General features: G+C 63.1%; 28 protein-coding genes, 7 tRNA genes and 1 riboswitch. Of the genes, 18 read left to right on the forward strand and 17 right to left on the reverse strand.

What is annotated here, in order from left to right:
* Positions 1-32: 32 nt before the first annotated feature.
* The 4 genes from IEY62_RS08855 to IEY62_RS08870 form a co-directional block, all read right to left on the reverse strand.
* The gene (locus tag IEY62_RS08855; protein WP_189016223.1) at positions 33-758 is read right to left on the reverse strand and encodes an SDR family oxidoreductase; all 726 of its coding nucleotides are present in this window, start codon (positions 756-758) and stop codon (positions 33-35) included.
* A complete protein-coding gene (locus IEY62_RS08860; protein WP_189016226.1) occupies positions 758-2,125 on the reverse strand; it encodes a DUF6421 family protein in 1,368 nt (455 codons plus the stop codon). Before IEY62_RS08860 ends, IEY62_RS08855 begins: the two co-directional genes overlap by 1 nt.
* A 154-nt stretch (positions 2,126-2,279) precedes the next feature.
* The gene (gene msrB, locus IEY62_RS08865) at positions 2,280-2,720 is read right to left on the reverse strand and encodes a peptide-methionine (R)-S-oxide reductase MsrB (RefSeq protein WP_189016229.1); all 441 of its coding nucleotides are present in this window, start codon (positions 2,718-2,720) and stop codon (positions 2,280-2,282) included.
* Between the two features lie 14 nt (positions 2,721-2,734).
* The gene (locus IEY62_RS08870; RefSeq protein WP_189016232.1) at positions 2,735-3,226 is read right to left on the reverse strand and encodes a hypothetical protein; all 492 of its coding nucleotides are present in this window, start codon (positions 3,224-3,226) and stop codon (positions 2,735-2,737) included.
* 119 nt (positions 3,227-3,345) lie between these two features.
* On the opposite strand from IEY62_RS08870, the gene IEY62_RS08875 reads away from it, so the two are divergent.
* A complete protein-coding gene (locus IEY62_RS08875; RefSeq protein WP_189016235.1) occupies positions 3,346-4,632 on the forward strand; it encodes an alpha/beta hydrolase family protein in 1,287 nt (428 codons plus the stop codon).
* A 2-nt stretch (positions 4,633-4,634) separates the two neighbouring features.
* On the opposite strand, the gene ybaK is transcribed toward IEY62_RS08875, so the two are convergent.
* Genes ybaK through IEY62_RS08890 form a run of 3 tightly spaced genes read right to left on the reverse strand, consistent with a single transcriptional unit; the run spans position 4,635 to position 6,575 of the window.
* Positions 4,635-5,132 carry a Cys-tRNA(Pro) deacylase gene (gene ybaK / locus IEY62_RS08880; protein WP_189016250.1) on the reverse strand — a complete coding sequence of 166 codons (498 nt, stop codon included), beginning with the start codon at positions 5,130-5,132 and terminating at the stop codon, positions 4,635-4,637.
* Between the two features lie 18 nt (positions 5,133-5,150).
* Positions 5,151-5,609, reverse strand: a complete 459-nt coding sequence (locus IEY62_RS08885; protein WP_189016281.1) for a SufE family protein — start codon at positions 5,607-5,609, stop codon at positions 5,151-5,153.
* A gap of 39 nt (positions 5,610-5,648) precedes the next feature.
* Positions 5,649-6,575 carry a sulfurtransferase gene (locus IEY62_RS08890; protein WP_189016284.1) on the reverse strand — a complete coding sequence of 309 codons (927 nt, stop codon included), beginning with the start codon at positions 6,573-6,575 and terminating at the stop codon, positions 5,649-5,651.
* Between the two features lie 206 nt (positions 6,576-6,781).
* Between IEY62_RS08890 and zapE the strand changes: the two genes are divergently transcribed.
* A complete protein-coding gene (zapE, locus tag IEY62_RS08895; RefSeq protein WP_189017238.1) occupies positions 6,782-7,822 on the forward strand; it encodes a cell division protein ZapE in 1,041 nt (346 codons plus the stop codon).
* Position 7,823: 1 nt separating this feature from the next.
* Here the strand turns inward: zapE and IEY62_RS08900 are convergent, their stop codons facing one another.
* The 9 genes from IEY62_RS08900 to IEY62_RS08940 all read right to left on the reverse strand — a co-directional run bounded on the left by IEY62_RS08900 (position 7,824) and on the right by IEY62_RS08940 (position 11,777).
* Positions 7,824-9,041 carry a benzoate/H(+) symporter BenE family transporter gene (locus IEY62_RS08900; protein WP_189016303.1) on the reverse strand — a complete coding sequence of 406 codons (1,218 nt, stop codon included), beginning with the start codon at positions 9,039-9,041 and terminating at the stop codon, positions 7,824-7,826.
* A gap of 114 nt (positions 9,042-9,155) precedes the next feature.
* Positions 9,156-9,389: an antitoxin gene (locus IEY62_RS08905; RefSeq protein WP_189016306.1), complete on the reverse strand. Its 234-nt coding sequence runs from the start codon at positions 9,387-9,389 to the stop codon at positions 9,156-9,158.
* Between the two features lie 94 nt (positions 9,390-9,483).
* Positions 9,484-10,938, reverse strand: coding sequence for an amino acid permease (locus IEY62_RS08910; protein WP_189016309.1), 1,455 nt, complete (start codon positions 10,936-10,938; stop codon positions 9,484-9,486).
* 175 nt (positions 10,939-11,113) lie between these two features.
* Positions 11,114-11,189 (reverse strand) — tRNA-Gly (locus tag IEY62_RS08915).
* Between the two features lie 56 nt (positions 11,190-11,245).
* Positions 11,246-11,320: transfer RNA gene (locus tag IEY62_RS08920), tRNA-Val, on the reverse strand.
* 24 nt (positions 11,321-11,344) lie between these two features.
* A tRNA-Gly gene (locus IEY62_RS08925) sits at positions 11,345-11,417 on the reverse strand.
* 56 nt (positions 11,418-11,473) lie between these two features.
* A tRNA-Val gene (locus tag IEY62_RS08930) sits at positions 11,474-11,548 on the reverse strand.
* 39 nt (positions 11,549-11,587) lie between these two features.
* Positions 11,588-11,658, reverse strand: a tRNA-Cys gene (locus IEY62_RS08935).
* A gap of 46 nt (positions 11,659-11,704) precedes the next feature.
* Positions 11,705-11,777, reverse strand: a tRNA-Gly gene (locus IEY62_RS08940).
* Between the two features lie 249 nt (positions 11,778-12,026).
* Between IEY62_RS08940 and IEY62_RS08945 the strand changes: the two genes are divergently transcribed.
* From IEY62_RS08945 to hisF, 15 genes are all read left to right on the forward strand, one after another.
* Positions 12,027-12,101: transfer RNA gene (locus IEY62_RS08945), tRNA-Val, on the forward strand.
* A gap of 330 nt (positions 12,102-12,431) precedes the next feature.
* Entirely contained in the window at positions 12,432-13,334 is a 903-nt protein-coding gene (locus IEY62_RS08950; protein ID WP_189016312.1) for a cytochrome, read from the forward strand.
* A 49-nt stretch (positions 13,335-13,383) separates the two neighbouring features.
* Positions 13,384-13,956, forward strand: coding sequence for a peptide deformylase (gene def, locus IEY62_RS08955; RefSeq protein WP_189016315.1), 573 nt, complete (start codon positions 13,384-13,386; stop codon positions 13,954-13,956).
* Entirely contained in the window at positions 13,953-14,873 is a 921-nt protein-coding gene (fmt, locus tag IEY62_RS08960) for a methionyl-tRNA formyltransferase (protein WP_189016318.1), read from the forward strand. The genes def and fmt overlap by 4 nt, the downstream gene beginning before the upstream one ends.
* The gene (locus IEY62_RS08965) at positions 14,870-16,420 is read left to right on the forward strand and encodes an RsmB/NOP family class I SAM-dependent RNA methyltransferase (RefSeq protein WP_189016321.1); all 1,551 of its coding nucleotides are present in this window, start codon (positions 14,870-14,872) and stop codon (positions 16,418-16,420) included. Before fmt ends, IEY62_RS08965 begins: the two co-directional genes overlap by 4 nt.
* Positions 16,421-16,499: 79 nt before the next feature.
* Positions 16,500-17,174, forward strand: coding sequence for a ribulose-phosphate 3-epimerase (gene rpe, locus IEY62_RS08970; protein ID WP_189016323.1), 675 nt, complete (start codon positions 16,500-16,502; stop codon positions 17,172-17,174).
* 95 nt (positions 17,175-17,269) lie between these two features.
* Positions 17,270-17,426: riboswitch (FMN riboswitch) on the forward strand.
* Between the two features lie 89 nt (positions 17,427-17,515).
* Positions 17,516-18,208: a nicotinamide riboside transporter PnuC gene (gene pnuC / locus IEY62_RS08975; protein WP_189016325.1), complete on the forward strand. Its 693-nt coding sequence runs from the start codon at positions 17,516-17,518 to the stop codon at positions 18,206-18,208.
* On the forward strand, positions 18,205-19,344 hold the full coding sequence (gene ribD, locus IEY62_RS08980; protein WP_189016327.1) for a bifunctional diaminohydroxyphosphoribosylaminopyrimidine deaminase/5-amino-6-(5-phosphoribosylamino)uracil reductase RibD: 1,140 nt from the start codon (positions 18,205-18,207) through the stop codon (positions 19,342-19,344). Before pnuC ends, ribD begins: the two co-directional genes overlap by 4 nt.
* Positions 19,344-19,973, forward strand: a complete 630-nt coding sequence (locus tag IEY62_RS08985) for a riboflavin synthase (protein WP_189016329.1) — start codon at positions 19,344-19,346, stop codon at positions 19,971-19,973. Before ribD ends, IEY62_RS08985 begins: the two co-directional genes overlap by 1 nt.
* Positions 19,970-20,665, forward strand: coding sequence for a 3,4-dihydroxy-2-butanone-4-phosphate synthase (gene ribB, locus IEY62_RS08990; protein WP_189016331.1), 696 nt, complete (start codon positions 19,970-19,972; stop codon positions 20,663-20,665). The genes IEY62_RS08985 and ribB overlap by 4 nt, the downstream gene beginning before the upstream one ends.
* Positions 20,662-21,369: a GTP cyclohydrolase II gene (gene ribA / locus IEY62_RS08995; RefSeq protein ID WP_189016333.1), complete on the forward strand. Its 708-nt coding sequence runs from the start codon at positions 20,662-20,664 to the stop codon at positions 21,367-21,369. Before ribB ends, ribA begins: the two co-directional genes overlap by 4 nt.
* A 17-nt stretch (positions 21,370-21,386) precedes the next feature.
* Entirely contained in the window at positions 21,387-21,872 is a 486-nt protein-coding gene (gene ribH, locus IEY62_RS09000) for a 6,7-dimethyl-8-ribityllumazine synthase (RefSeq protein WP_189016336.1), read from the forward strand.
* A gap of 104 nt (positions 21,873-21,976) precedes the next feature.
* Positions 21,977-22,240, forward strand: coding sequence for a phosphoribosyl-ATP diphosphatase (locus tag IEY62_RS09005; RefSeq protein WP_018778638.1), 264 nt, complete (start codon positions 21,977-21,979; stop codon positions 22,238-22,240).
* A gap of 86 nt (positions 22,241-22,326) precedes the next feature.
* Positions 22,327-23,187, forward strand: coding sequence for an ATP phosphoribosyltransferase (hisG, locus tag IEY62_RS09010; protein ID WP_189016339.1), 861 nt, complete (start codon positions 22,327-22,329; stop codon positions 23,185-23,187).
* Positions 23,188-23,249: 62 nt separating this feature from the next.
* Positions 23,250-24,026 carry an imidazole glycerol phosphate synthase subunit HisF gene (gene hisF / locus IEY62_RS09015; protein WP_189016342.1) on the forward strand — a complete coding sequence of 259 codons (777 nt, stop codon included), beginning with the start codon at positions 23,250-23,252 and terminating at the stop codon, positions 24,024-24,026.
* Positions 24,027-24,110: 84 nt separating this feature from the next.
* On the opposite strand, the gene IEY62_RS09020 is transcribed toward hisF, so the two are convergent.
* Positions 24,111-24,755 (reverse strand): TIGR03085 family metal-binding protein, encoded by a 645-nt coding sequence (locus IEY62_RS09020; protein WP_018778635.1) that lies wholly within the window; start codon positions 24,753-24,755, stop codon positions 24,111-24,113.
* A 90-nt stretch (positions 24,756-24,845) separates the two neighbouring features.
* On the opposite strand from IEY62_RS09020, the gene hisI reads away from it, so the two are divergent.
* Positions 24,846-25,262, forward strand: a complete 417-nt coding sequence (gene hisI, locus IEY62_RS09025; RefSeq protein ID WP_189016344.1) for a phosphoribosyl-AMP cyclohydrolase — start codon at positions 24,846-24,848, stop codon at positions 25,260-25,262.
* Positions 25,263-25,265 lie beyond the last annotated feature (3 nt).

Genomic DNA, 25,265 nt, shown 5'->3' on the forward strand with positions numbered 1-25,265 from the left:
TGCTCGTCACTTGTTCATTCACGCTTTCAAGTCTATTTGGCCAGCAGGATCCGCTGGCCGTTCAGGATAGAGGCCGGTTGATCGAAAAGGCCGACGGCGGCCGCGGCCAGTTCTTCGACGTCGGTATGTCCAGGGAACCGCCGTTCGGGATGTGCACGTCTCATGGCGTCGTCCACGAGCGCCTTGACCACGAAAACCACTGCTGCACTGTGCTGTGAGCTGGTGTCTCCGTCGACGGACTGCCCGCGCCGAAAGCCGTCAGCCACCGCAAGCGTCCAGGCCTCGGCAGCGGCCTTCGCCGCGGCGTAACTGGCCGCTGCCGCCGTGGGGGTGGCCACCGCGGTTGATGACACCATGGCGAAACGGCCATGGGGCGAGGCCTCGAGCTGGCCGTAGAAAACCCTGGACACGTTGCGCAGAGTGGTGATGGCGCTGTGTTCCAGCACTTCCCAATCTGCGTCCGTTTGGTCTTCAATGCCCTTGGCCCCGCGCCAACCACCGACGAGGTGGATGACCCCGTCGATGCCCCCAAAGCCGCGGTCCGCGATCACTGATGCCAGCCCACGAACGGCGTCCAGGTTGCCGAGATCGCACACAAGGGCAGTGACGGTGTCGCCGGCCTCCCGCGCTGCCGCCTCGATCCGGTCCTGGTCGGAACCGACAGTCAGGACCTGATGGCCGGCGGTGGACAAGGCCCGGGCGGCAGCGACGCCCGAAGCGCCGCTGCCGCCCGTTACCAAAATTGTCAGTGGGGACATCAGGCCGCCGTGGCGCCTGTGATGCCGGTGGTGGATTCGATAACAGGACGCATCTTCTTCTCCAAGGCTTCGTAGAACATGGACAGCGGGAATTCATCGTCCAGGACCTGGTCGGTCAGCCCGCGTGGGGCGCCGTCCAAGGGCAGGGCGTCCGGACCCTTTGCCCAAACCGAAGCCGGGTGCGGGGTCACGGTGCCTGAGATCAGTTCATAGGCGGCCAGCCAGTGGGCAGCCTTGGGACGATCAATGGAACGCCAGTATAGTTCCTCGATTTTGGCGCCGAGTTCGACCACAACCGCAGCTGCGTCATCCCAGTCAATGGAGAGCTTGCTGTCGGTCCAGTGGAGCACATGGTGCTGGTGCATCCACGCGAACAGGAGCTGCCCGCCCAGGCCGTCGTAGTTGCGTACGCGGTTGCCGGTGATGGCGAAGCGGAAGATGCGATCGAAGATCACTGCGTACTGGACAAGCTTTGCGTGCTTGCGGGCATCGGGATCGGCGTTTTCGTCCTTCTCGATCAGGACGGATTCGCGGAAGGCGGTCAGGTCGCAGCGCAGCTCTTCAAGGGAGTAGAGGAAGAACGGCATGCGCTGCTTGATCATGAACGGATCAAACGGAAGATCGCCACGCATGTGGGTGCGGTCGTGGATCAGGTCCCACATGACGAAGGTACGCTGCGTGAGCTCCTGGTCCTCGATCAGCTGGGCCGCGTCCTCGGGCAGCTCCAGGGAGGTTGTTTCCGCGGCAGCCTTGAGCACACGGCGGAAGCGGGCGGCTTCGCGGTCGGCAAAGATGGCACCCCACGTGAACGTGGGCGTCTCGCGTACGGCCACGGTCTCCGGGAAGAGTACTGCGGAGTTGGTGTCATAGCCGGGGGTGAAATCGATGAACCGGATGGGGACGAACAGCTTGTTCGAGTACTCCCCGGCCTCCAGGCCGGCGATGAATTCCGGCCAGATGACCTCGATCAGTACGGCCTCGACCAAACGGTTGGTGCTGCCGTTCTGGGTGTACATGGGGAAGACCACCAGGTGCTGGAGGCCGTCGATGCGCTGCTTCTGTGGTTGGAAGGCCTGGAGGGAGTCCAGGAAGTCCGGGACACCGAAGCCGTTGCCGGCCCAACGCTTGAAGTCCTCCACCAACAGCGCCAGGTACTGGGCGTCGTGTTCGAAGTCCGGGGCAAGGGCAGCGATGGATTTGGTGATGGTGGCTACAAGCTTTGCCGCTTCATCGTGGACAGCGGGATCGGCGATGGATCCGTCCTGCTCCTGGTACCCCTGGAGGGACGTGGCAGCGGCTTTGAGGGCTACCCATTCGGCGTTGTCGGCGGTGACACGCGGGAGGGTGGCGATTGTGGTGGTGGTCATGGTGCTCGGCCCTTTCCGAAGTTGTTGTTGCTTCTGGGCCGAGCGTAGCAAGCGAATAGCATCGCTAATTCAAGAATGAACTGAGCATAAGAAACTCTTGCTCATGGCCCCCGAACTTGGACCTTGAGATCCAGTCCGGGGGTCGCAGAGCCGCTTAGCGATCGTCCGGGTCCACCAGTCGGAGCGATATGGAGTTGATGCAGAAGCGCTGGTCCGTTGGCGTGCCGTAGCCTTCGCCCTCGAAAACGTGCCCCAGGTGCGAATCGCAGGTGGCACAGCGGACTTCAACCCGGTCCATGCCCATGGTGCGGTCATGGAGATACCTGACAGTACCTTCGGCCAACGGCGCCCAGAAGGACGGCCACCCGCAGTGGGAGTCGAACTTCTCCTTGCTGGTGAACAGCTCGCTGCCACAGGCCCGGCACTGGTAGACGCCCTCCGTGTGCGTATCCCAGTACTCTCCCGTGTAAGGGCGCTCCGTACCTGCCTGCCGAAGCACGCGGTATTCCTCAGGGGTCAACTCCTCGCGCCACTGGGCATCGCTCTTCTCCAGAGGCACAGAAGGTGTGTTGCTGATGTTTTCAGGAGTGTTCATGTCTTATGCAACGCTCACGAGTCGCCGATAAATCCCGAACCCGCGTACAGGTGGAGCACCGGTAGCCCCAACTGATCCTGTGCCTTGTTTGCCCAGTCCGTGTGGAACGTGTCAGAGATGGCATGGGGCCGGGTAATGACCACCGCCTGCGCCGCGCCCACCTCGCGGACCTTGGCCACCAGGCCGGCGACAGCACCGCCGTCGACGATTTCGCCGGCAACGCCGCTGCCCAATCCCTCCAGGGCTGCCAGGGAGGTCGACAACGTCTCTGCGGCCTCAGCGCGTTCAGCCGCGGGATCCGGTGACTGGGCAGTCAGTTCCCGGAACGCCTTCGCCACATCCAGCAACGAGAGGTTCTCGAGGAAGTCCACCAAAAGGTGGCGCTCAGTATTGGCGGGAACCAGCACTACCAACGGCGCGTCGCCGCCGTCGATCAGTTTGGCGATGTTCACGCGGTCGTCGGGGCCAAGGGGCTCTTCAGTCAGGATGACTATGGGATCACTCATGGCTACAGCGTAGTCCCGGGGGACGGCGTCCGCAGGGTTTCCGCGTCCGATTCGGCGCATCGTGCGCCGCGCGGGCCCGGCCTGCACCAGCCTGCGCAGACTCACGGCAAAATGGAACCATGGCATCAATGACAAGGCCGGCGAGCGACGCTGCTGAGAAAAAACTGTCCCCCCGCACCAAGTGGGCCATTGGAGGTTTCCTTGCAGGCGGGACCATCGCCGGACTTGTTGGTGCCGGTTCCTCTGCGCTCGCCGTCTACTTTGCCCGCCGGGTCATCACTCCTGCCGCGCGGCACGAGGACCAGGAAGTCCTGGCTGTCATCCGTGGAGACAACGGACTGCAGGTCATCCTTGCTGCCACCCCCGACTCCACCATCGACGGCGTCTTCAGCCTCTTCTTCTCGGGCGGCAAGGGACACGCCAGGATAGGCCGGATTGTCTCCTACTCGCCCGCCGAACAGACCGTCCTCCGGGAAGTCGAGGAGGTCTACAGCGGCGAACTGTCAGAAGCACGCCGGGCGTGGTGGAGCGGCGCTACCTATCCGGATCCGTCCGCGATCGGGCTTGCCGCCGAGGACGTGGACATCGACGTCGACGGCGGCAAGGCGCCCGCGTGGTTGATCCGCGCCGATGCCTCGACGCCGGCCCCGGTCTGGGCGATCATGGTCCATGGCCGGGGAGCCACCCGCCTTGAAGGACTCCGGGCAGTCCGCACCGCCCGGGACCTGGGCCTGGACAGCTTGCTGATCTCCTACCGCAATGATGGACTGGCGCCTTCTGCACTGGACGGCCGCTACGGTCTGGGTTCCACGGAATGGCGTGACGTAGAGGCTGCCATCGAATACGCCCTGGATCACGGCGCGCGTGAGGTGGTGCTTTTCGGCTGGTCAATGGGCGGTGCGATCAGCCTGCAGACTGCGGACCTCTCCAAGTACCGGCAAGTCATCAGGGCCCTGGTTTTGGATGCTCCGGTGATCAATTGGGTGGACGTCATGGCCCACCACGCCGAAATGAACAGGATCCCGTACACCGTAGGGCGGTACGGCCAGCTGATGCTGGGCCATCCCTTGGGGCGCAGGTTGACGGGGCTTGCAGCACCAGTGGACCTCAAAGCCATGGACTGGGACAGCCGCGCCGTTGAGTTGCGCACTCCAACGTTGCTGATTCACAGCGTTGACGACGACTACGTTCCTTTCGGCCCGTCGGCCAGCCTCGCCGAAAAGAACCCGGAGATGGTCACGTTCGAGCCGTTCCACGGTGCCCGGCATACCAAGGAGTGGAACGTGGATCCGGAGCGTTGGGAGCGGTTGGTGCGTTCATGGCTCCAAACCCAGCTCGCACCCCGAAACAACCCTGGCCAATCGGGCGAGGCCGACCGTCCTGCTGCTGCGGGGTCGACGGCCTGACGTCAGCTGCTTCCTGTGCCGATTGCTCCGGTGACACCGTTGGTGAGCCGGAGCAGGTCCGCAGGAGCGAGTTCTATGTCCAGGCCCCGCCGGCCGCCGGACACCAGGATGGTGTCAAAAGCCAGCGCTGAATCGTCCAGGACCGTGGGGGAAGGCTGGCGTTGGCCCAGTGGGGAGATACCGCCCAGTACATAACCCGTCCGGCGTTCAGCGGCCTTGGGATCTGCCATGGACGCTTTCTTGGACCCAAGGGCGGCAGCTGCGGCCTTCAGGTCGAGGTTCCCGGACACGGGGACAACGGCAACGGCCAGCTTGCCCTCCACCTCCACCATCAGCGTCTTGAAGACCCGCTTGGGGTCAATACCCAGGACTTCCGCCGCCTCCAGCCCGTAGCTGGCGGCGGCGGGATCGTGGGCATAGGGGTGCAGCACGAAGGGAACGCCGGCCGCAGTGAGTGCTGCAGTAGCCGGCGTTCCCTGTGAAGCCATCTTCCTGGCCATACCGTGTGGCGGTACCTTTCAGTGTTCCAGACGGCTTGCGGCCGCGACCTTCCGCTTGATGCGGCCAAGCATTGCCGTCATGCCCCGCATCCGCAGGGGAGTGATGGCCCGGGTCAGCCCCAGGAGCTCGGGCATGTCGTCCGGTACCGCGAGGATCTCCGCAGCGGTCAGCCCGTCCAGGCCCTCATGCAGCACGCCTGCGAAACCCCGGGTAGTCGGTGCTTCCGGTGGCGCTTTGAAGAAGAGGCGGTAGGCGCGGTCGCCGTCGGCGTTCTTCTCGGCCTCAATCGTCAGGAACAGCGGTGACTGGCACTCGACCACCTGCTCCAGCAGTTCCGGGTGGTCCTTCAAGCGCTCCGGCAGCTCAGGCAGGCCCCTGGAGAACTCCAGGAGGAGTTGGAGGCGGTCTGGTTCCGTCAACGCCTGGAAGTCGTCAACGATTTCCGCCAGGGCGGTGGGCAAAGTGTTCGTACTCATCTCTTCAAGCTTACGCACAAAGGTGACGGGAGAGCGGCTCTAGTTGTGGACCAGGGCGGACGGAACTGAGCCCCGCTCGGCTCCCTTGACGATGGGAACCCGCACTGCGTTGCCCCACTCAGTCCAGGAGCCGTCGTAGTTGCGGACGGTGTCAAAGCCCAGGAGGTACTTCAGGGCGAACCAGGTGTGGCTGGACCGCTCGCCGATGCGGCAGTACGCCACGACGTCGTCGCCCGGCTTCAGGCCCGCCTCACCCAGGTAGAGGGCTTCGAGTTCTTCCCGGCTGCGGTAGGTGCCGTCTTCGGCGGCGGCACGGGCCCACGGAATAGAAGCGGCCGTGGGGATGTGGCCGCCACGCAGGGCGCCCTCTTCGGGGTAGGCGGGCATGTGGGTGCGCTGGCCCGTGTATTCCTCGGGGGAGCGGACATCGATCAGGGGATTGCCCAGGTGCGCCAGGACGTCCTCCTTGAAGGCCCTGATGGGGGCGTCGTCGCGTTCGACGTCCGGGTATTCGCCCGCAGTGGGCCGGGCGACCTCCGTGGTCAGTTCGCGGCCTTCGGCGATCCACTTGTCGCGGCCGCCGTCCAGGAGGCGGACATCCTGGTGGCCGAACAACGTGAAAACCCACAGGGCGTAGGCGGCCCACCAGTTGGATTTGTCGCCGTAGATCACCACGGTGCTGTCCCGCGAGATGCCCTTGGAAGCGGCGAGGGCGGCAAAGGCCGCACCATCGACGTAGTCCCGGGTGACCTCATCGTTCAGGTCTGTGTGCCAGTCGATCTTGACTGCTCCAGGGATGTGCCCGGTTTCGTACAGCAGGACGTCCTCGTCGGATTCAACCAGTACCAGCTTGCCGTCGGCTACGGCGCCGTCGGCAATTGCTGCCGCGAGCCACTCGGTGGAGACGAGGCGTTCAGGGTTGGCGTACGAGGCAAACTTTTCGTTCTGTTCAACGGGGTAGGACATGATGGCCTTTCACTGACAACGGACGGAGCCAGGCCGTGGAAGGTGGTACAGGTGGGGGCCCGGCCTGCTTCAACACTAACCACGGGCTGCACGGATTGCTTCCCGGTGGTCATACGGTGAAACATGGGCTTGGTCACGTGTCAGTTAATGGGACGGCCGTAGCCGGTATTCTTGCTGGGGACCCAATGCCGAAGGAACGGACCACCGTGGTAAAGATCGAACAACTGGCTGCCCGCACACCGGCAGTCTCCGTGGAGGAACTCCTCAAGGGTTTCTACCCGTCTCCCCGATTCGGAGAGGTGTCGTTCGACAGTTACAGGCCGGATCCTTCGCAGCCCAGCCAGGCCAACGCTGTGAAACTCCTGTCGGCATTTGCCGATGGCGTGGGCAACGGCAACGATGCCGGACTCTTCAAGAAGCTTTTCGCCAAGAAGGCGCCGGCCGCCAGGGCCGGGATCTACCTCGACGGCGGCTTCGGCGTGGGCAAGACCCACCTTTTGGCGTCCCTTTGGCACAGGTCTCCAGGCCCCAAGGCTTTTGGAACGTTCGTGGAGTACACCAACCTGGTGGGTGCGTTGTCGTTCCGCAAGACCGTTGAAGCGCTCAGCAGCTACAAACTGGTGTGCATCGACGAATTCGAACTCGATGATCCAGGCGACACCGTGCTGATGTCCCGCCTCATGCGGGAACTCGCCGACGCCGGTGTGAAGCTTGCTGCCACGTCCAACACCCTGCCTGGTTCCCTCGGCGAAGGCCGCTTCGCCGCCGTCGACTTCCAGCGTGAGATCCAGGTCCTGGCGGACCAATTCGACGTCGTGAGGATCGACGGCGAGGACTTCCGCCACCGTGGCCTGCCCGCCGCGCCTGCGCCGCTCAAGACCGAAGAACTCAAGCACCGCATGAGGACTGAGTTCGACGGAAAGACCGTGGCAGTGGATGATTTCCGCACCTTGGTCAACCATCTGGCTGCGGTTCACCCCAGCCGGTACCGTCAACTCATCTCCGGCGTGGAGGCCGTGGTGTGGAGCGACGTCGAAACGATTACGGAACAGGCAGTCGCGCTCCGTTTTGTGGTGTTGGCCGACCGGCTCTATGACAAAGACGTGCCCATTCTGGCCAGTGGCGTTCCCTTCGACAAGCTCTTCACCGAAGAAATGATGACGGGTGGATACATGAAAAAGTACTTCCGTGCCGTTTCGCGCCTGACTGCGCTGGCCCGCGAAGCACAGAACCACGAGCCTGCCTGAATCAGGCCGCCTTTCGGGGTTCGCGGTCCTTCAACACCCAGCGGATGACGATCCCGCCAGCCAGGGCCCAGAACGCTGCGCCGACACCGGCGAAGGCAATTCCTGAGGCCGCCAGCAGGAAAGTGATGCAGGCCGGTATCCGCTCCTCAGCCACAGCCAACGCAGACGAGATGGAAGCGGCCAAAGTGCCCAGCAGCGCCAAGCCGGCGACGGCCTCCAGGAGCCCCGGGGGCGCTGCCGCGACAACGGTAACAAGCGCTGCCGACGCTGCTGCGAGGACCAGGTACGCCCAACCGGAGACGAACGCGGCGATCCAGCGCCGGCCGTGGTCCTTGCCTGCTTCCTCCCCGGCAGCAAGTGCCGCGCTCAGCGCTGCCAGGTTGATCGCATGGCCTCCGAACGGAGCGCCGACGACGGTTCCAGCTCCGGTAACCAGCATGGAAGGCCGCCACGGAGTGGTGTATCCAAAGGACTTCAAGACCGCTACTCCGGGGATGTTTTGCGACGCCATGGTGACGACGAACAGGGGAAGCGCCAAGCCGATGGCAGCTTCCACGGAGAATACCGGCGTGGTCCACTCCAGTCGCGGCAGGAGGCTCTCCGCCGGGATCTGAACGCCGGAGGACACGATGTGGATCCCAATTACCGCCAGTGCCACCAGCAGCGACGCAGGAACGGACCATCGGGGGGCGAATTTCGTCAGCACGATCCAGCACAGCAGCACCGGCGCGATCAACGCCGGCGCCGTACCCAGCGACTTGAAGGGTGCCAGGCACAAGGGGAGCAGGACACCGGCGAGCATGGCCTGGGCCAAGGCCGTGGGAATCTTTGCCATCAACTTCCCGAGCGATGGAATCAATCCCGTGAGGACAATCAGCACCCCGACCATCAGAAAGGCCCCCACGGCCGCCGGCCACCCGCCGTCGACCATTCCGGCCGTGGCAAGGAGCGCCGCGCCGGGAGTTGACCACGCAAGTGTCACAGGCATTTTGGTCCGCCAGGACAACCACAGGATGCCGGCGCCAAAAGTGAGGGTCAATGCCAGGAGGCCGCTGGATGCTTGCCCCTGGTCCGCGCCGACTGCTTTGAGTCCAGCAAGGACCACAGCGAATGATGATGTGAATCCCACCAACGCAGTAACAACGCCTGCGGTGACCTGGGGAGCAAGGGTCTCTTTCGTGGTGCGACTGCGGGTGGTCGGCGGGGTAGCGGAAGGCATGGAGTCAAAATTACCCGACGAGCGGGCCCCTGCCGTTAAACGCCAAGGGCACCGGTGGCGCCTCTCGGCGGGACCGGTGCCCCCTTGACGTATCTGGTACGGCGGCTCAGGCAGCTACGGCTGCGTCGGCTCACCCGTGACGGGAGCCTGATCAGGCTCACCATCGTTCTTGGCCACGAAATCGGAAGCGGCGTTCTGCACTGCATCGACCTGACCTGCGAACTTGCCGCCTGTCTTTTGGTCGACGAAGTCTCCGGCCTTTTCGATGCCATTTTGAATGGCTTCTTCGTTGCCTTGAATGAGACCCTGAGCCTTGCCCTTCAGGTCGTCAATTAAACCCACGGGCACCTCCCTTCCATCCCGGAGCCAGTTCGCTCCTCCGCGTCCGACCCTAACACCAGTTCCCTGAGGTGCCAAGAGCTCCAACGCGGCTTGTGGATAGCTAGGCCACCGGTTCGTCGGCGAGCTTGTGCCGCGGGCTGTCCGGGTTCATCAGGGAGTGCTTGCGGCCATAGGAGAAATAGATCACCAGGCCGATGACGAGCCAGACACCGAACCGTACCCAGGTTTCCCAGTGCAGCTGGAACATCAGGAAAGCCGATGCCAGCACACCGAAGGCGGGAACAACCGGCATGAGCGGCAGACGGAAAGTACGGGGCGCGTTCGGTTTGGTGTAGCGGAAGACGATCACCGAGACACACACCACGACGAAGGCTGCCAGGATGCCGATGTTGGTCAGGTCCGCAACTTCCTTGATCGGGAAGACACCTGCCAGGAAGGCTGAAGCAATACCTGCGATCCAGGTGACACGCTGCGGGGTGCCGTGGCGGTCGGTCTTGGCAAACCAGCCCGGCAGCAGTCCGTCACGGCTCATGGAGAACCAAACGCGGGTGACGCCGAGGAGGAAGGTCAGCATGACGGTAAGGATGGACAGCACTGCGAACACCGAAATGATGGTGGCAATGACGGGCAGGCCGACGCCGGTGAACGCCGAGGCGAAGCCGGCGGTCGGGTTGATGTCCTTGTAGTTCTGCATGCCTGTCAGGACGAGAGTGGCGGCGACATAGAGCAGCATGGCGATGATCAGCGAAAGGATGATGGCCTTGGGCATGTGCTTCTTGCCGTCCTTGGCTTCCTCCGCCGCAGTACTCATGGCGTCGTAGCCAAAGACCGCGAAGAAGACAGTGGCGGCACCTGCCACGACGGGTCCGAAGCCACTGGGCATGAACGGGTTGTAGTTCCCGGTGTCCACGTAGAAGATGCCAAGCCCGATGATGAACAGGATCAGGATGACCTTGATGGCCACGGCCACCAGTTCGAACCGGCCGAATGCCTTGGTTCCACGGCTCAGGATCCAGGTCACCAGAAGGCAGACAAGGATGGCGGGAAGGTTGATGATGCCGCCCTTGCCTTCATCGGCGGTGGACGTCATCCAGGTTGGCATGTGGATGCCGATGCCGGAGAGGAAGGCGTCGAAGTATCCGGAAATGCCGATGGCTACCACCGCCACGATGGCGATGTATTCGAGCAGCAGGTCCCAGCCGATGAACCAGCCGATGATCTCACCCAGTGCAACGTAACCGTAGGTATAGGCCGACCCGGCGCGGGGAATCATGCCGGCAAATTCGGCATAGGAGAGGGCCGCCGCGCCGGAGGCGAGTCCGGCGATCAGGAAGGAAAACAGAACGGCCGGGCCTACGCCCGGGGTGTCCTCGCTGCCGTGGGCTACCAGGCCTGCCAGCGAAAAAATTCCGACGCCGATAATTCCGCCGACGCCGATGGCCGTCAGCTGCCAAAGTCCAAGACTCTTAAAGAGCCCGCTGTGCTTGCTTTCTTCCTCGATATCGTCGATTGGCTTGCGCCTCAGGACGGACTGTGAAGCCGTCTTTACATTCATGGGGGTACTCCTGCCGGTAGGCGTGGAACGGTGATGAGCTCGCAGTACATTATGCGAGCCGAATCACATTGGATAAAGCGACTTCTTCCGAGTGGTATCGGTTACTTATCATGATGAATTGGGTCACATGTGGATGAAGGCATAAAAAAAGCAGCTCCAGGGAGCTGCTTTTTCGTGGAGCGGACGACGAGATTCGAACTCGCGACATCCACCTTGGCAAGGTGGTGCTCTACCAGCTGAGCTACGTCCGCACATGTTGCCTGCCAGAGCGAATCTGGTGTTCAACAACAAACAAGTTGCCTTGTTCTGGTGGGCGATACTGGGATCGAACCAGTGACCTCTTCCGTGTCAGGGAAGCGCGCTACCGCTGCGCCAATCGCCCGTTGCCGGGTCCTGCAATGAGGAGAGCGGACGACGAGATTCGAACTCGCGACATCCACCTTGGCAAGGTGGTGCTCTACCAGCTGAGCTACGTCCGCACATGTTGCCTGCCAGAGCGAATCTGGTGTTCAACAACAAACAAGTTGCCTTGTTCTGGTGGGCGATACTGGGATCGAACCAGTGACCTCTTCCGTGTCAGGGAAGCGCGCTACCGCTGCGCCAATCGCCCATGTATCCAGCCGGAAGCTGGAAGACATGGTTTTCACCGAGGTGGGTACGGGATTCGAACCCGTGTATACGGCTTTGCAGGCCGCTGCCTCGCCTCTCGGCCAACCCACCGTGTAAGCAGGATTCCGGGGAATACTTGCCATGACAGTGCCTTGCGAGCGGACGACGAGATTCGAACTCGCGACATCCACCTTGGCAAGGTGGTGCTCTACCAGCTGAGCTACGTCCGCAGTGCGGTTCCGACGGGCAACCCTGCAGGCATTCCGTCGCTTTCCGACGAGTAAAAACTCTATAGGAGGTTCCGGCATTCTCCAAATCGGTTGCTTGCTTTTGCATGCCATGCCCCTTGGATCCTTGTGTTGACGGGGATTCGGGGGAGTTTCACCGCTGTAATTCCACCGGTGTAGTTCACTGTTGATCCGGAGTCTTGCGTCCGTTTTGCAATCCGGCCGGGGTCCGTTAGTGTTTTCTATGCACCCGGGCGATTGGCGCAGTGGTAGCGCGCTTCGTTCACACCGAAGAGGTCACTGGTTCGAACCCAGTATCGCCCACCACCGGGAACCCCGCTTGGACTGATTTGATCAGTCCAGGCGGGGTTTTTCATGTCCCGGGCCGACTTCAAGGATTACCCCGGTCCAGGAATGGCCGGGTTTTCTGCGTCACGAATCCCGTGAATGGAACACATTCCCAACATGCGCGGAGACGAAAAAGCAGAGCGGGCCAGTAAATCATCCGAGCCCCCTGTTTCCCGGGAGTCAGGGGACCAGGAGCTTGCCCGAAGGGCGCCGATCCTGGCGGGCAAGCTTGCCCGGCTGACGCCGGAGCAGCTCGCAATGATCTTTCCGCCGGAGAATTCTGTCGGTCCTCTATGACACAGTCTTTATATGACTGCTCCACTGCTTGCCCACGCTACTGACTATGGCCGGATGTACGCCCGCTCCACTACTGAGCAATTCTCCGTGCCGTCCATCACCACGGTGATCGGGCAGCAGGCCCATTCCCTGGACGGTTGGTTCAGCTATATGGGCGCGAGCAGCCTGGCGGCGGACCCTGAGCTCCCGGCGATCCTGGGAAGTCCGGCAAAGGTGCGGCAGGCAGTCAATAAGGCGGCCAAGGCGGCCGAGGTTTATCGGGACGCGGCTGCGGCGCGTGGTGATCGCGTCCATACATATTGCGAACAGGTGGCTTTGCGGGCGCTGGGACGTCCGCACCGCATGCAGGAATGCCGGGAGGAATTGGCAGCCAACGGTGAGCAGGCCTTTGCCGCGAGGTTTGATGAGTGGTGGGAACTTTACCGGGTGGAGCCGCTGGCGCCGGAGATCACCGTCTGGAACAAGACAGTCGGCTATGCCGGAACGCTGGACCTGGTGGCCAGAATCAACGGACGTATTTGTCTTATTGATTACAAGACCAAGGGCACTACGCGGGACGGAACCGTTAAATCCCTTGACGACAAAGTTGTCATGCAGCTTACGGCCGGGATGAAGGCAGAGGAGAGCCTGGTGGATCCTGTCTCGGGTGAGTGGGAACCATGGAGGTACGGGGACAACCCCATGTTGCTGGCTGTTGCCATTGGGGAGACCGAGGTACGGCCCATGCGGGCAAACCCGGAGGTCCTCAAGCACCACTGGTGGAAGTTCTGCGCCCTGCGGCGGGTGTGGGAAATGTCGGCGGACGTCACTGCTGCCGGACAAGCGTTGCTGCCCGTTGCCCCGCCGGTGTTTGCCACGGCAGGTGCTGCACCAGCGAACAGCGGCAGTGCCATGACCTCAACTAAACTGGCTTAGGCTCCGGAACGCACGGACCCGGTTGGACGATCGTGAGGACAGGCAAAGCATGGCAATTTTGAGTATCCGAATCATTGGGGATCCGGTGCTGCGCACCGTGGCCGACCCCGTCACCGACTTCGGTCCGGAACTCGCCAAGCTGGTAGCTGACATGACCGAAACCATGGAGGACGTGGACGGCGCAGGCCTCGCCGCCCCCCAGATAGGCGTCAGCCAGCGCGTGTTTACTTACCGCATCGGGGGAGTGGAAGGGCACATCATCAACCCGGTCCTGGAAAACAGCGACGATTTCCAGCCTGACGAAGTGGAGGGCTGCCTCTCCATCCCCGGGCTTGGCTTCCCCGTCCGACGCTTCCGGGCTACGAGGGCAACTGGCGTGGACCTGAACGGAAACCCGGTCTCGGTGGAGGCCGAAGGAATGCTGGCACGTTGCTTCCAACATGAGACTGATCACCTTGACGGTGTGTTGTACACGGATCGACTGGAAGGCGAGGACCGGAAGGCCGCGCTCAGGGCCATTCGAAACGCCAATTACCACGCCATTACCGAGAAGACCACGTCCAAGCGTGCCAACACTGTGGGATCCAGCTTCGGCGGCGGCAGTTTCGGGGTTGCCGAGTGAGGGTGCTTTTCGCGGGGACGCCGGCTGTAGCCGTACCGTCCCTGGACGCCTTGATCAAGGCCGGCTTCGACGTCGTAGCCGTCCTGACCAGGCCGGACGCCCCACTGGGCCGCAAGCGTGTCATGACTCCCTCGCCAGTAGCTGCCCGCGCCGAGGAACTGGGCATCGAGGTCATTCGCGCGGCCAAGGTTGACGCCGACACTACTGCCCGCATTGCGGGCCATGCTCCGGATGTGGCCGCAATCGTTGCCTACGGCGGCATCGTTCCACGCGCTGCCTTGGGAGTCCCCACTCATGGCTGGGTCAACCTGCACTTCTCTTTATTACCGGCCTGGCGGGGCGCTGCTCCTGTACAGCGCTCCATCATTGCCGGAGACGATGTTACGGGTGCGGCAACGTTCCAGCTTGAAGAGGGCCTCGACACCGGGCCGGTGTTTGGAACCCTCACGGAGACTGTTCGACCCGAAGATACGGCCGGCGATCTCCTGGAACGGCTGTCCCTGAGTGGGGCCGTGCTCCTGAGCCAAACTCTGTCCGCCATCGACGCCGGACAGGCTGCTCCGCAACCGCAATCAGGAGAGGTGTCGTTGGCTCCCAAGCTGACACTGGATGACGGGCGACTGGACTGGCGGCAGCCGGCACTGGCACTGAACCGCCGGTCCCGGGGAGTGACCCCGGAACCGGGGGCTTGGACCACATTGGAAGGCCAGCGGATCAAACTCGAACCTGTGACGTCGAGGCCCGGGGTTGATGATCTTGCGCCAGGAACCATCCGGGTGGATGGTAAGTCCGTACTTGTGGGCACTGGTTCCCACGCCGTAGAGCTTGGCCGGATCCAGCCGGCAGGTAAGAAAATGATGTCGCCGGCCGACTGGGCCCGCGGCTTGGCAGCACCTGAGAGAGTGGTATTCGAATGAGCGAGTCCGGCCGTCGAGGCCCCAACAACAGCGGGAGCCGGGACGGCGCCGGGCAAGGCAACCGGGGAGCCAGGGGCGACAGCAAACGCAATGCCCAAGGCAGGGAGCGCAACAGGGGACCCCAGCGGGGATTCACGAACAATGCGCCATCGCAGCGGACCAGGCGGGCCGATCCTGCGCGTTTGGTCGCTTTCGAGGTTCTCCGGGCCGTCGCTTCGGAGGACGCCTATGCCAACCTTGTCCTCCCGGCGAGAATCCGTGAGCACCGCCTGGACCGCCGCGATGCCGGTTTCGCCACAGAGCTGAGCTATGGGGCGCTGCGTGGCCAGGGGACGTACGACGCCATTCTGGCCAGGTGTGTTGACCGGCCCCTTGAACAGCTTGACCCCGCGATCCTGGATGCCCTGCGGATCGGTGCGCACCAGCTCCTGTCGATGCGGGTTCCCGCCCACGCCGCGCTGGACCAAACAGTTGGTTTGGCCCGTGCGGTCATTGGCGCCGGGCCGTCGGCTCTTATCAACGCTGTACTCCGCAAGGTCACTGCCCACAGCATGGACGAATGGCTGGACATCCTGCTGGACCAGGAAACCGACGAGACCAGGATCGCTGCCCTCCGGCATGCACACCCTGAATGGATTGTCCGGGCATTGCGGCAATCACTGGTGAACCACGGCAGGCCCAAGGCCGAAATCGACGATCTCCTGGAGGCCGACAACGCGGCACCAGTGGTTAACCTGGTGGCTCTGCCGGGTCTGGGGGACCTGGAAGAGGCCTTTGACAACGGAGCTACTCCCGGTGAACTGGTGGAAGGCTCCGCGCTCTCTGCAGGCGGGGACCTGGGCCGCTTCGAATCGGTACGGCGGGGCACCACGCGTGTCCAGGACGTGGGATCCCAGCTCGTTGCCCGCGCATTGGCCGGGGTTGAGCTGGGGGAGCGTCCCGCCGGCGGCGAGAAGTGGCTGGACCTTTGCGCAGGTCCTGGTGGCAAGGCAGCCCTCCTGGCCGCTCTTGCCTACCGCGACGGAGCTACCCTCCTGGCGAACGAGCCGGCACCGCACCGGGCCAAACTTGTCCAACAGGCACTCTCCGCCGTCCCTACGGAATCCTGGAGCGTGCGCACAGGCGACGGACGCGAAGTCGGCGCTGAGCAGCCAGGAGCTTTCGACCGTGTCCTGGTGGATGTTCCGTGCAGTGGCCTGGGCGCCCTGCGCAGGCGTCCGGAATCTCGGTGGCGCCGCTCACCCAAGGACATCGGCGATCTCGGTCCGCTGCAACGGGACCTCCTGAAGTCGGCGATCGACGCCGTTAAGCCCGGCGGCGTCGTGGCCTACGTGACGTGTTCGCCCCACCCTGCTGAGACCACCGCAGTGGTTGGAGATGTACTCAACAAGCGTGAGGACCTCGAATTGCTCGACTCCGGGCAGGCGCTTGACCAAGTCAGCCTGACCGGAAACCTGGGCGCGGGACATGAGCTCACCGCCCAGCTCTGGCCGCACGTCCACCAAACGGATGCCATGTTCATGGCCATAATCCGCAAGAAGCCGTAGCCGCAAGATCCCTGGCTGATGCGGAAGCATCCTTCCGGCGCAGCCGTCCCATGACCCATACCGACCCGAAGGGGCTGCCTTGTCTCAGTGCTGTATCAACCCGAGCATCCTGTCCGCGGACTTCGTTAACCTTGAGGCGGAGTTGCAGAGGATCAGCAATGCCGATGCTGTCCACGTGGACGTCATGGACAACCACTTCGTCCCAAACCTGACGCTCGGACTGCCGGTGGTACAGCGGATTCAGGCCGTCAGCCCGGTTCCGTTGGACGCGCATCTGATGATTTCCGACGCCGACCGCTGGGCGCCTGCCTACGCTGACGCCGGCGTCGCATCCGTAACGTTCCATGCCGAGGCCGCCATGGCGCCGGTCAAACTGGCTCGGGAACTGCGGGCACGGGGAGCCAAGGCCGGCATGGCGTTGCGGCCTGCCACGCCGGTGGAACCCTACCTGGACATGCTCAGTGAGCTGGACATGTTGTTGATCATGACGGTGGAACCTGGCTTCGGCGGGCAATCATTCCTTGACATCACGTTGCCCAAGATCCGCCGCGCCCGTGCGGCCATCGAGGGCTCGGGCATTGGTGTGGCAATCCAGGTGGACGGCGGCATTACGGAGGAGACGATTATGCGTGCGGCTGAGGCGGGCGCCAACGTCTTCGTTGCGGGCTCTGCAGTCTATGGGCATCAGGATCCGGCGGCAGCGATCGACAGGCTCCGCGCGGCAGCTGAGGCAACCCCGGTGGCGACGGCCTGAGGATCGCCGCCGGATATTACGAAGCCGCCGGATATTACGAAGATGGCCGGGAATAGCCCGGTCATCTTCGCAGTTATGGCAGAATAACAACACACATACGTGCTCCGGGGTCGGTGTAAGTCCGAACCGGCGGTTATAGTCCGCGACCCGCGAGCCATTGATGTCCACAGCAATGTGGATGGCAATGGCGGACGGTTGAACCGGTGGAATTCCGGTACCGACAGTTAAAGTCTGGATGGGAGAAGCACGTACAGTCATGCCATGGGCGTTCTTTCAGTGACGCCCGGCATTGCGCTGTCGTACACCCCCGGAGTCATCGCGGCTAACTGGGAAGGAACGGCATGGACTTTCTGCGATGGCTCTTCGAAGCACAGATCCCCGTTGGAGGATCTGCTCTTGTCTTACGCGAAGTGCTTGGAAACATCTTTGGGTTGCTCAGCGCCCTCGGCGGAATGCGCCGGAAAGTCTGGGCTTGGCCGGTAGGAATCGTCGGCAACATCCTCTTACTTACGGTGTTCCTCGGCAACGTTTTCGGTGCTGCTGCGCCCGCTACCCTCTGGGGACAGGCCGGCCGGCAGGTCATGTTCATTGCCGTAGCGGTATATGGCTGGTACCGGTGGCAGCAAGGCCGGCAATCGAGCACCCAGGGACGGGCCGTAGTCCCAGGCTGGGCCGGGAACAAGGTGCGCCTGGTGCTGATCGGCGCAATGGTAGCGGGAACTGCTGCCCTGACGCCCCTGTTCGACGCACTCGGTTCCTACCCGCCTGTGTGGGCAGACGCCTGGACCTTTATGGGCTCGCTCCTGGCTACGTACGGAATGGCCCGCGGATGGACTGAATTCTGGTTGATCTGGGTGGCCGTGGACATCGTGGGTGTGCCGCTGCTGTTCAGTGCCGGCTACTACGCCAGCGCGGTCATGTACCTGTTTTACGGCTTCTTTACATTGACCGGATTCTTCGTGTGGTGGCGGGCCGAAAAACGTGAGCGTGTCGCCGTCCGCCCAGTCCCGGCCACTGCGGGAGCTGTGCGATGAGCGCGCACACCGTGGAGTTTCCGGCCGCTGAAAAGGCCGCCATGGACGCGGCCCTCACCGCCGCCTTGGCAGGCCCGCGGGGGGCGAATCCTTTGGTTGGAGCGGTAATCCTCAGCGCTGAAGGCGAGCAGCTCGCCACCGGCTACCACCGCGGCGCGGGAACCAACCATGCAGAGGCCGATGCGATCCTGGAAGCGCGGCGCCAGGGAATCGACACCAAGGGAACCACCATGGTGGTCACCCTGGAGCCCTGCAATCATGTGGGCCGGACCGGACCCTGCGCCCAGGCGATTATTGCGGCCGGAATCGCGAAGGTGATCTACGCCGTCGATGACCCGCACGACCCCGCTGCGGGCGGTGCGAAAACGCTCAGGGCGGCAGGGATCGACGTCGTGTCGGGGCTCGGCTTTGACGAATCATTGGACATGAACCGGGAATGGTTCGACGCCGTTGCTTCCAAACGCCCCTTCGTCACCTTGCATATTGCACAGACCCTGGACAGCCGGATTGCTGCGGTTGACGGCACCAGCCAGTGGATTTCCAGCGCGGAGTCACTGGCAGACAACCACGCGTTGCGGCGACTTATCGACGCGATCCTCGTCGGGACAGGAACCGTGCTCGTCGACAACCCCCGGCTGACGGCTCGCACGCCGGACGATGAACTTTCCCAACGCCAGCCCATTCGTGCAGTCATGGGCATGCGGGATGTTCCGGAGGCGGCAGCGGTACGTGGAACCGACGGACGCTTCAGGCATCTGCCAACCCGGGATCCTGCCGAGGCTTTGGGCATGCTCTTCGAGGAGGGTGTCCGGCACGTGATGGTGGAAGGGGGCTCGAGCATCCTGAGCACCTTCCTGGCTGCCGGCTTGGTGGACGAGTTGATCATCTACCTGGCACCTACCCTGCTGGGCTCCGGAACTCCGGCCCTGAATGACCTGGGTATCGGAACGCTTGCCGATGCCCAGCGCTGGGCGTGGGACGAGGCGTCAGGGGGTCCGGTCCGCACACTCGGCAACGACCTCCGGCTCCATCTCCGGCCAGCCGGACGCACTGCCAACACCACTAGGAATTCGATTCCGCAGCAAAGCCTGGTCTCACGCAGTGACGCCGCGGAATATGTCACAGGAGGACACTGATGTTTACCGGAATCGTTGCAGAACAAGGCACTGTCCTGGGCATTGACCATGACGGCGATGCCAGCGCGACGCTGCGCTTGAAGGCACCCACCACCACTGGGGACCTGCCGTTGGGAGGCTCCATAGCCGTTAATGGTGTCTGCCTCACGGCTACCCGCATTGAGGGCCAGGATTTCAGCGTCGATGTCATGGGCGAGACCCTGACGCGCACCACTATCGGGGAACTGGTGGCCGGAGACACCGTGAACCTGGAACGCTGTGTTCCTGCCGGCGGCCGTCTGGACGGGCACGTTGTGCAAGGCCATGTGGACGGCGTGGGGGAGCTGCTGGAGCGCGAAGCGCTGGGCAACTGGGACCGCCTGCGGTTCGGCGTCCCGGCCCCGCTGGCCCGTTACATCGCTGAAAAAGGTTCGATCGCCGTCGACGGTGTCTCGCTGACGGTGACCGCCGTCAGCCCGGCTTCCGAACAGGACGCGTGGTTCGAAGTCGGCCTGATTCCCACCACGCTGGAGGAGACCGGACTGGGAGCGAAGCAGGTAGGCGGCCACGTCAATCTGGAAGTGGATGTCCTGGCCAAATACACCGAACGGCTTCTGTCCTTCGCTCCGCAGCAGGGAGGCACCCGATGAGCGCCCCCACGACGCCACAGCCGGCAACGTCGCAGCGCCCCGGCCTTGATTCCGTAGAATCGGCCATCGAGGCGATGGCGGCCGGGCGGGCCGTCATCGTGGTGGACAACGAAGACAGGGAAAACGAAGGCGACATCATTTTTGCCGCTGAACATGCCACGCCGGCCCTGATGGGTTGGACCATCCGATATTCCTCCGGCGTCATCTGTGTTCCGTTGGAAGACCAAAGGGCCGACGCGCTGATCCTGCCTCCCATGGTGGAAATCAACCAAGATGCTAAGGGTACTGCCTATACTGTTTCCTGTGACGCTGCGGTGGGAGTCAGCACGGGTATTTCTGCCACGGACAGGGCTCTGACGGCCCGGATCCTGGCGGACCCGAGCAGCACTCCGGCGTCACTCACCCGTCCCGGGCATATTTTTCCGCTGCGGGCCGTTAAGGGGGGAGTGCGTGAACGTCCGGGACACACGGAAGCTGCCGTGGACTTGTGTCGCCTGGCCGGGCTCGCCCCGGTGGGTGTGATCGCAGAGTTGGTACATGACGACGGTGAAATGATGCGCTTGGACAGCCTGCGCGGTTTCGCCGCTGAACATGGATGCCCCCTCATCTCCATCGAGGACCTGGTGTCGTATGTTGAGGCGGCGGACTCCCAGGCGGCGCCTGTTTCACGGGTAGACGAGGAGAAGCGATGACCGCATCGACAACACGCAGCAGTGAGCACGCGGACGCCGGTCCGCACCCGGTAAGTGGTGGACCGATCGTCCAATTGCCGACGGCCTTTGGCGACTTTGTGGCGCAAGCGTGGACGGATCATGTCACGGGGGTCGAGCACCTTGCGGTCAGCTCGGCCACTCCGCCCGAGAGTGGTCGGGCTCCCTTGGTCAGGCTGCACTCCGAATGCCTCACCGGCGATGTTTTCGGTTCCTACCGATGCGATTGCGGTGAACAGCTCGCCTTTGCCCTGGAACTCATCCACCGGGAAGGCGGAACGCTGCTTTACCTGCGCGGTCAGGAAGGCCGGGGGATTGGACTGGCCAACAAGATCAAGGCCTACGCTTTGCAGGAAGCCGGTTTTGATACGGTCGAGGCCAACGAGCAACTGGGACTGCCGGTTGATGCCCGCTCCTACAGCGCAGCCGGTCAGATCCTTGCCGAAATGGGCCTCCACGAAGTCCGGTTGCTCAGCAACAACCCGGACAAACAGCACCGCTTGGACAAAGCCGGAGTGACTGTTGTGGAGATGGTGCCCACCGAGGTGCCGTCCCGGGAGCAGAACCTCCGGTACCTGCAGACCAAGAAGGACCGGATGGACCACCTGCTGACGCTCGATGTAGAGCCGGTCAGCAATGGCAAGAAGACAGCCTCACCCAATACCTCAAACAGCAACCAAGACTGAACGGACCCCTAGTACACATGAGCGGACACGGCGCGCCCACTATTGACCTCACTACCCTTAACCCCGAAGAAACCTCACAGCTCAAGCTCGCCATCGTAGCTGCGAGCTGGCACACCCAGATCATGGATGGCCTGGTGGATGGCGCCCTGCGTGCCGCGAAAGAAGCAGGCATCGCCGAACCCACGTTGTTGCGGGTTCCGGGCAGCTTCGAACTTCCGGTTGCAGCTGCCCGGCTGGCGCCGCACTTTGACGCCGTCGTTGCCCTTGGTGTGGTGATCCGCGGCGGAACCCCGCACTTCGACTACGTCTGCCAGGCCGCGACGTCAGGACTCACCGATGTCAGCGTCCGCACCGGCGTGCCGGTGGGCTTCGGTGTACTCACCTGCGATACCGAACAACAGGGCCTTGACCGGGCCGGTCTGCCGGGCTCCCAGGAAGACAAGGGCCACGAGGCAGTAACCGCTGCCCTGGCCACCGCCGTGACTCTCAAGCACTACAGCTGAGTCCGGCGCGCGGAGGGGATGTGAGTGTGTGTTCACTCACATCCCCTTCGTCATGCAACGCCCCAACAAGCGGCGCCGGGCCCGGAGCAAGTAGTCTGGAGGGCGTGAAGAATTTCGAGACGCTGTTCGCAGAACTGAGTGAGAAAGCAGCGACCCGTCCGGCAGGCTCGCGCACGGTAGCCGAGCTGGACTCCGGAATCCACGGCATCGGCAAGAAAGTGGTCGAAGAGGCCGCCGAAGTCTGGATGGCCGCGGAGTACGAATCGGACGAGGCCGCTGCTGAGGAAATCTCCCAGCTCCTGTACCACCTGCAGGTCCTCATGCTCGCCAAGGGCCTCAGCCTGGAAGACGTTTACAAGCATCTCTAGCCACGCCACTCCGCACGCTATGCAAGCGGAGTCAGCCGCGTGGCCGATGTGCCTGAAACCTCCATTCCAAAAAGAAAGTCTCCCCAATGCTCCGTGTAGCAGTCCCCAACAAGGGATCCCTGTCCGAAGCCGCCTCGGCAATGCTCTCCGAGGCCGGTTACCGCCAGCGCCGCGACTCGCGCGAACTGGTGATGATTGATCCCGACAACGACATCGAGTTCTTCTTCCTCCGTCCCCGTGACATCGCCGTTTATGTAGGCCAGGGAACCCTGGACGTCGGCATCACGGGCAGGGACCTCCTGCTTGATGCGAAGGTCGAAGCCGAAGAATTGCTTCCCTTGGGCTTTGCGCCCTCCACTTTCCGGTTCGCCGGCCCCGTTGGTGACTTCAGCGGCGTCGAACAGCTTGAGGGCAAGCGCCTGGCCACCAGCTATGACGGCCTCCTGCGCGACTACCTCGCTGAACGCGGCGTCAACGCCACGGTGGTCCGTCTGGACGGCGCCGTGGAGTCCTCGGTCCGCCTGGGCGTTGCGGACGCCATTGCCGATGTTGTGGAAACCGGCAATACGCTCAAGGCCGCCGGCATGGAGATCTTCGGCGAGCCCATCCTGAAATCCGAGGCTGTACTGATCCGCCGCTCGGGATCCGGTGGCGCGGCCAATGGGACCGCCAAGGAAATCGACATCCTCATCCGCCGCCTGCAGGGCGTTCTGGTTGCACGCCAGTACGTCCTCATGGACTACGACATCCGCAAGGACCTCGTGGAAGACGCTGCGTCACTGACTCCCGGCCTCGAATCGCCCACGGTCTCGCCGCTGCGTGATTCCGAATGGGTCGCCGTGCGTTCCATGGTTCCCAAAAAGGAAACCAACCGCATCATGGATGAGCTGTACGACCTCGGCGCACGCGCCATCCTGGTCAGCAGCATCCACGCCTGCCGGATCTGACGCCTGCCGGATCCGACCCACGCACTGATCGAGTAGAGCCCAGCAGAACTGAGGAGCAGCACATGGCTGTAGCCGTACGCGTCATTCCATGCCTGGACGTGGACGCCGGCCGCGTCGTCAAGGGTGTCAACTTTGAAGGCCTTCGTGACGCCGGAGACCCGGTGGAACTTGCCCACCGCTACGACAACGGCGGGGCCGATGAGCTGACGTTCCTGGACGTCACGGCGTCGTCGGGGAACCGCGAAACAACCTTCGACGTCGTTCGCCGCACCGCAGAGGAAGTGTTCATCCCCCTCACGGTGGGCGGTGGCGTCCGCGGTGTGGCCGAGGTGGACAAGCTGCTGCGTTTTGGTGCGGACAAGGCATCCATCAACACGGCCGCCGTTGCCAGGCCCGACGTCATCGACGAAATCACCCGCCATTTCGGATCCCAGGTGCTGGTGCTCTCCGTTGACGCGCGCCGGACCCGGGAAGGCGACGTCCCGACGTCGTCCGGTTTCGAAGTGACGACGCACGGCGGTCGGACCGGTACCGGAATCGATGCCATCGCGTGGGCAAAGGAAGCGGCAGACAGGGGAGTGGGGGAGATCCTGCTTAACTCGATTGACGCTGATGGCACCAAGGACGGCTTTGATCTCGAACTGATCCGCTTGGTACGCGCAGCCGTGAACATTCCGATCATCGCCTCGGGTGGTGCCGGCGCACCGGAGCACTTCCCGCCCGCTGTCCAGGCAGGCGCTGACGCTGTGCTGGCCGCTTCAGTGTTCCACTTCGGTCCCGACGACATGATTGCCCAGGTCAAGGCCGCCATCCGCGGGGCTGGCTTCGAAGTCCGCTGATTCCACGCACTAACAGCAACGCGGGGTCACTTATGGCCCATCATCCCTAGCAGGATGGGCCATAAGTGACCCCGCGTTGCTTGTTTAGAGCCCGATGTCCGCTGACTGCAAAAGCGCGACGGCGTCCGGCTGGCCTTCGAAGGTGACCAAGGCCTGGTTGGTGCGGCCGTGGGCGTGCATAAGGAGCTCGCCCGGCTCGCCAACGATGGCGACAGACACGGGTGCGCGTTTGGCCACATGCCGCGGTCCCGTGGGCCTGACCAGGACGATGCCGAGGTCAACACCGCGATACAGGAACGCTGCGCGCTTGATGAGGTCATTCCAGAGGGCGTCCGAATATGCCTCGTCCAGTGCCCTCGGCGCCCAGCGGTCGCCGGCCCGGCGGATGTCCTCGGTGTGCACGAAGTACTCGATGAGGTTGGAAGTCTCGTCCAGTGCCTTGATCTTTAATGGAGAAAAAGCCGGCGGCCCGGAGCGGAACGTCTTGACGAGGTCCGCGTAGGCGTCCGTGGTCTTCAACTGGGAGGCCAATTTGGAGGTGGCCTTTTCCGATGCCTTGCCCAAACTGGGAATCAAGAGGCCAAGACCGACGGCGATCTTACGTTCCCGCAAGTACAAGTGCGCGGCAAGGTCACGGGTCCGCCACCCTTCGCAAAGCGTGGGTGAGTCAGGCCCGGCCGCCAGCAGGGTTTCGGCCAGTACTTCTCGGGAGGGATCGACGAAATGCATCACTTGTGAAACTAGCACGATCGGAGCGCTCTTGCGCAGTGGAACCGCCGCAGAACGGCCAGTCCCGTCAAAGGCACTAGACTTGATCTGATGTCAGAGCAGTCCGCCCCCAGCCCCTCTCCCGCCGTGGAGCTTTCCAGCGACCCCGCGGGTCCGTTGCCGCAGGAGATCGCGGACGCACTCAAGCGCGATTCCGCTGGCCTGGTTGCTGCCATTGTGCAGCAGTACGACACCAACGAGGTCCTCATGCTCGGTTGGATGGATGATGAGGCACTGAACCGCACCATGACCACAGGGCGCGTCACGTTCTATTCCCGCTCACGCCAGGAATACTGGCGCAAGGGCGACACTTCCGGACACGTACAGTTCGTGAAGTCCGTCGCCCTTGACTGCGACGGCGACGCCCTCTTGATCCGCGTGGACCAGATCGGCGCAGCCTGCCACACCGGGACCCGGACCTGCTTCGACGGTCGCGACTTCACAGTCGTTACGGGCCACCGCGACTAAGGC

Source organism: Paenarthrobacter histidinolovorans (assembly GCF_014647595.1).
GTDB lineage: Bacteria > Actinomycetota > Actinomycetes > Actinomycetales > Micrococcaceae > Arthrobacter > Arthrobacter histidinolovorans.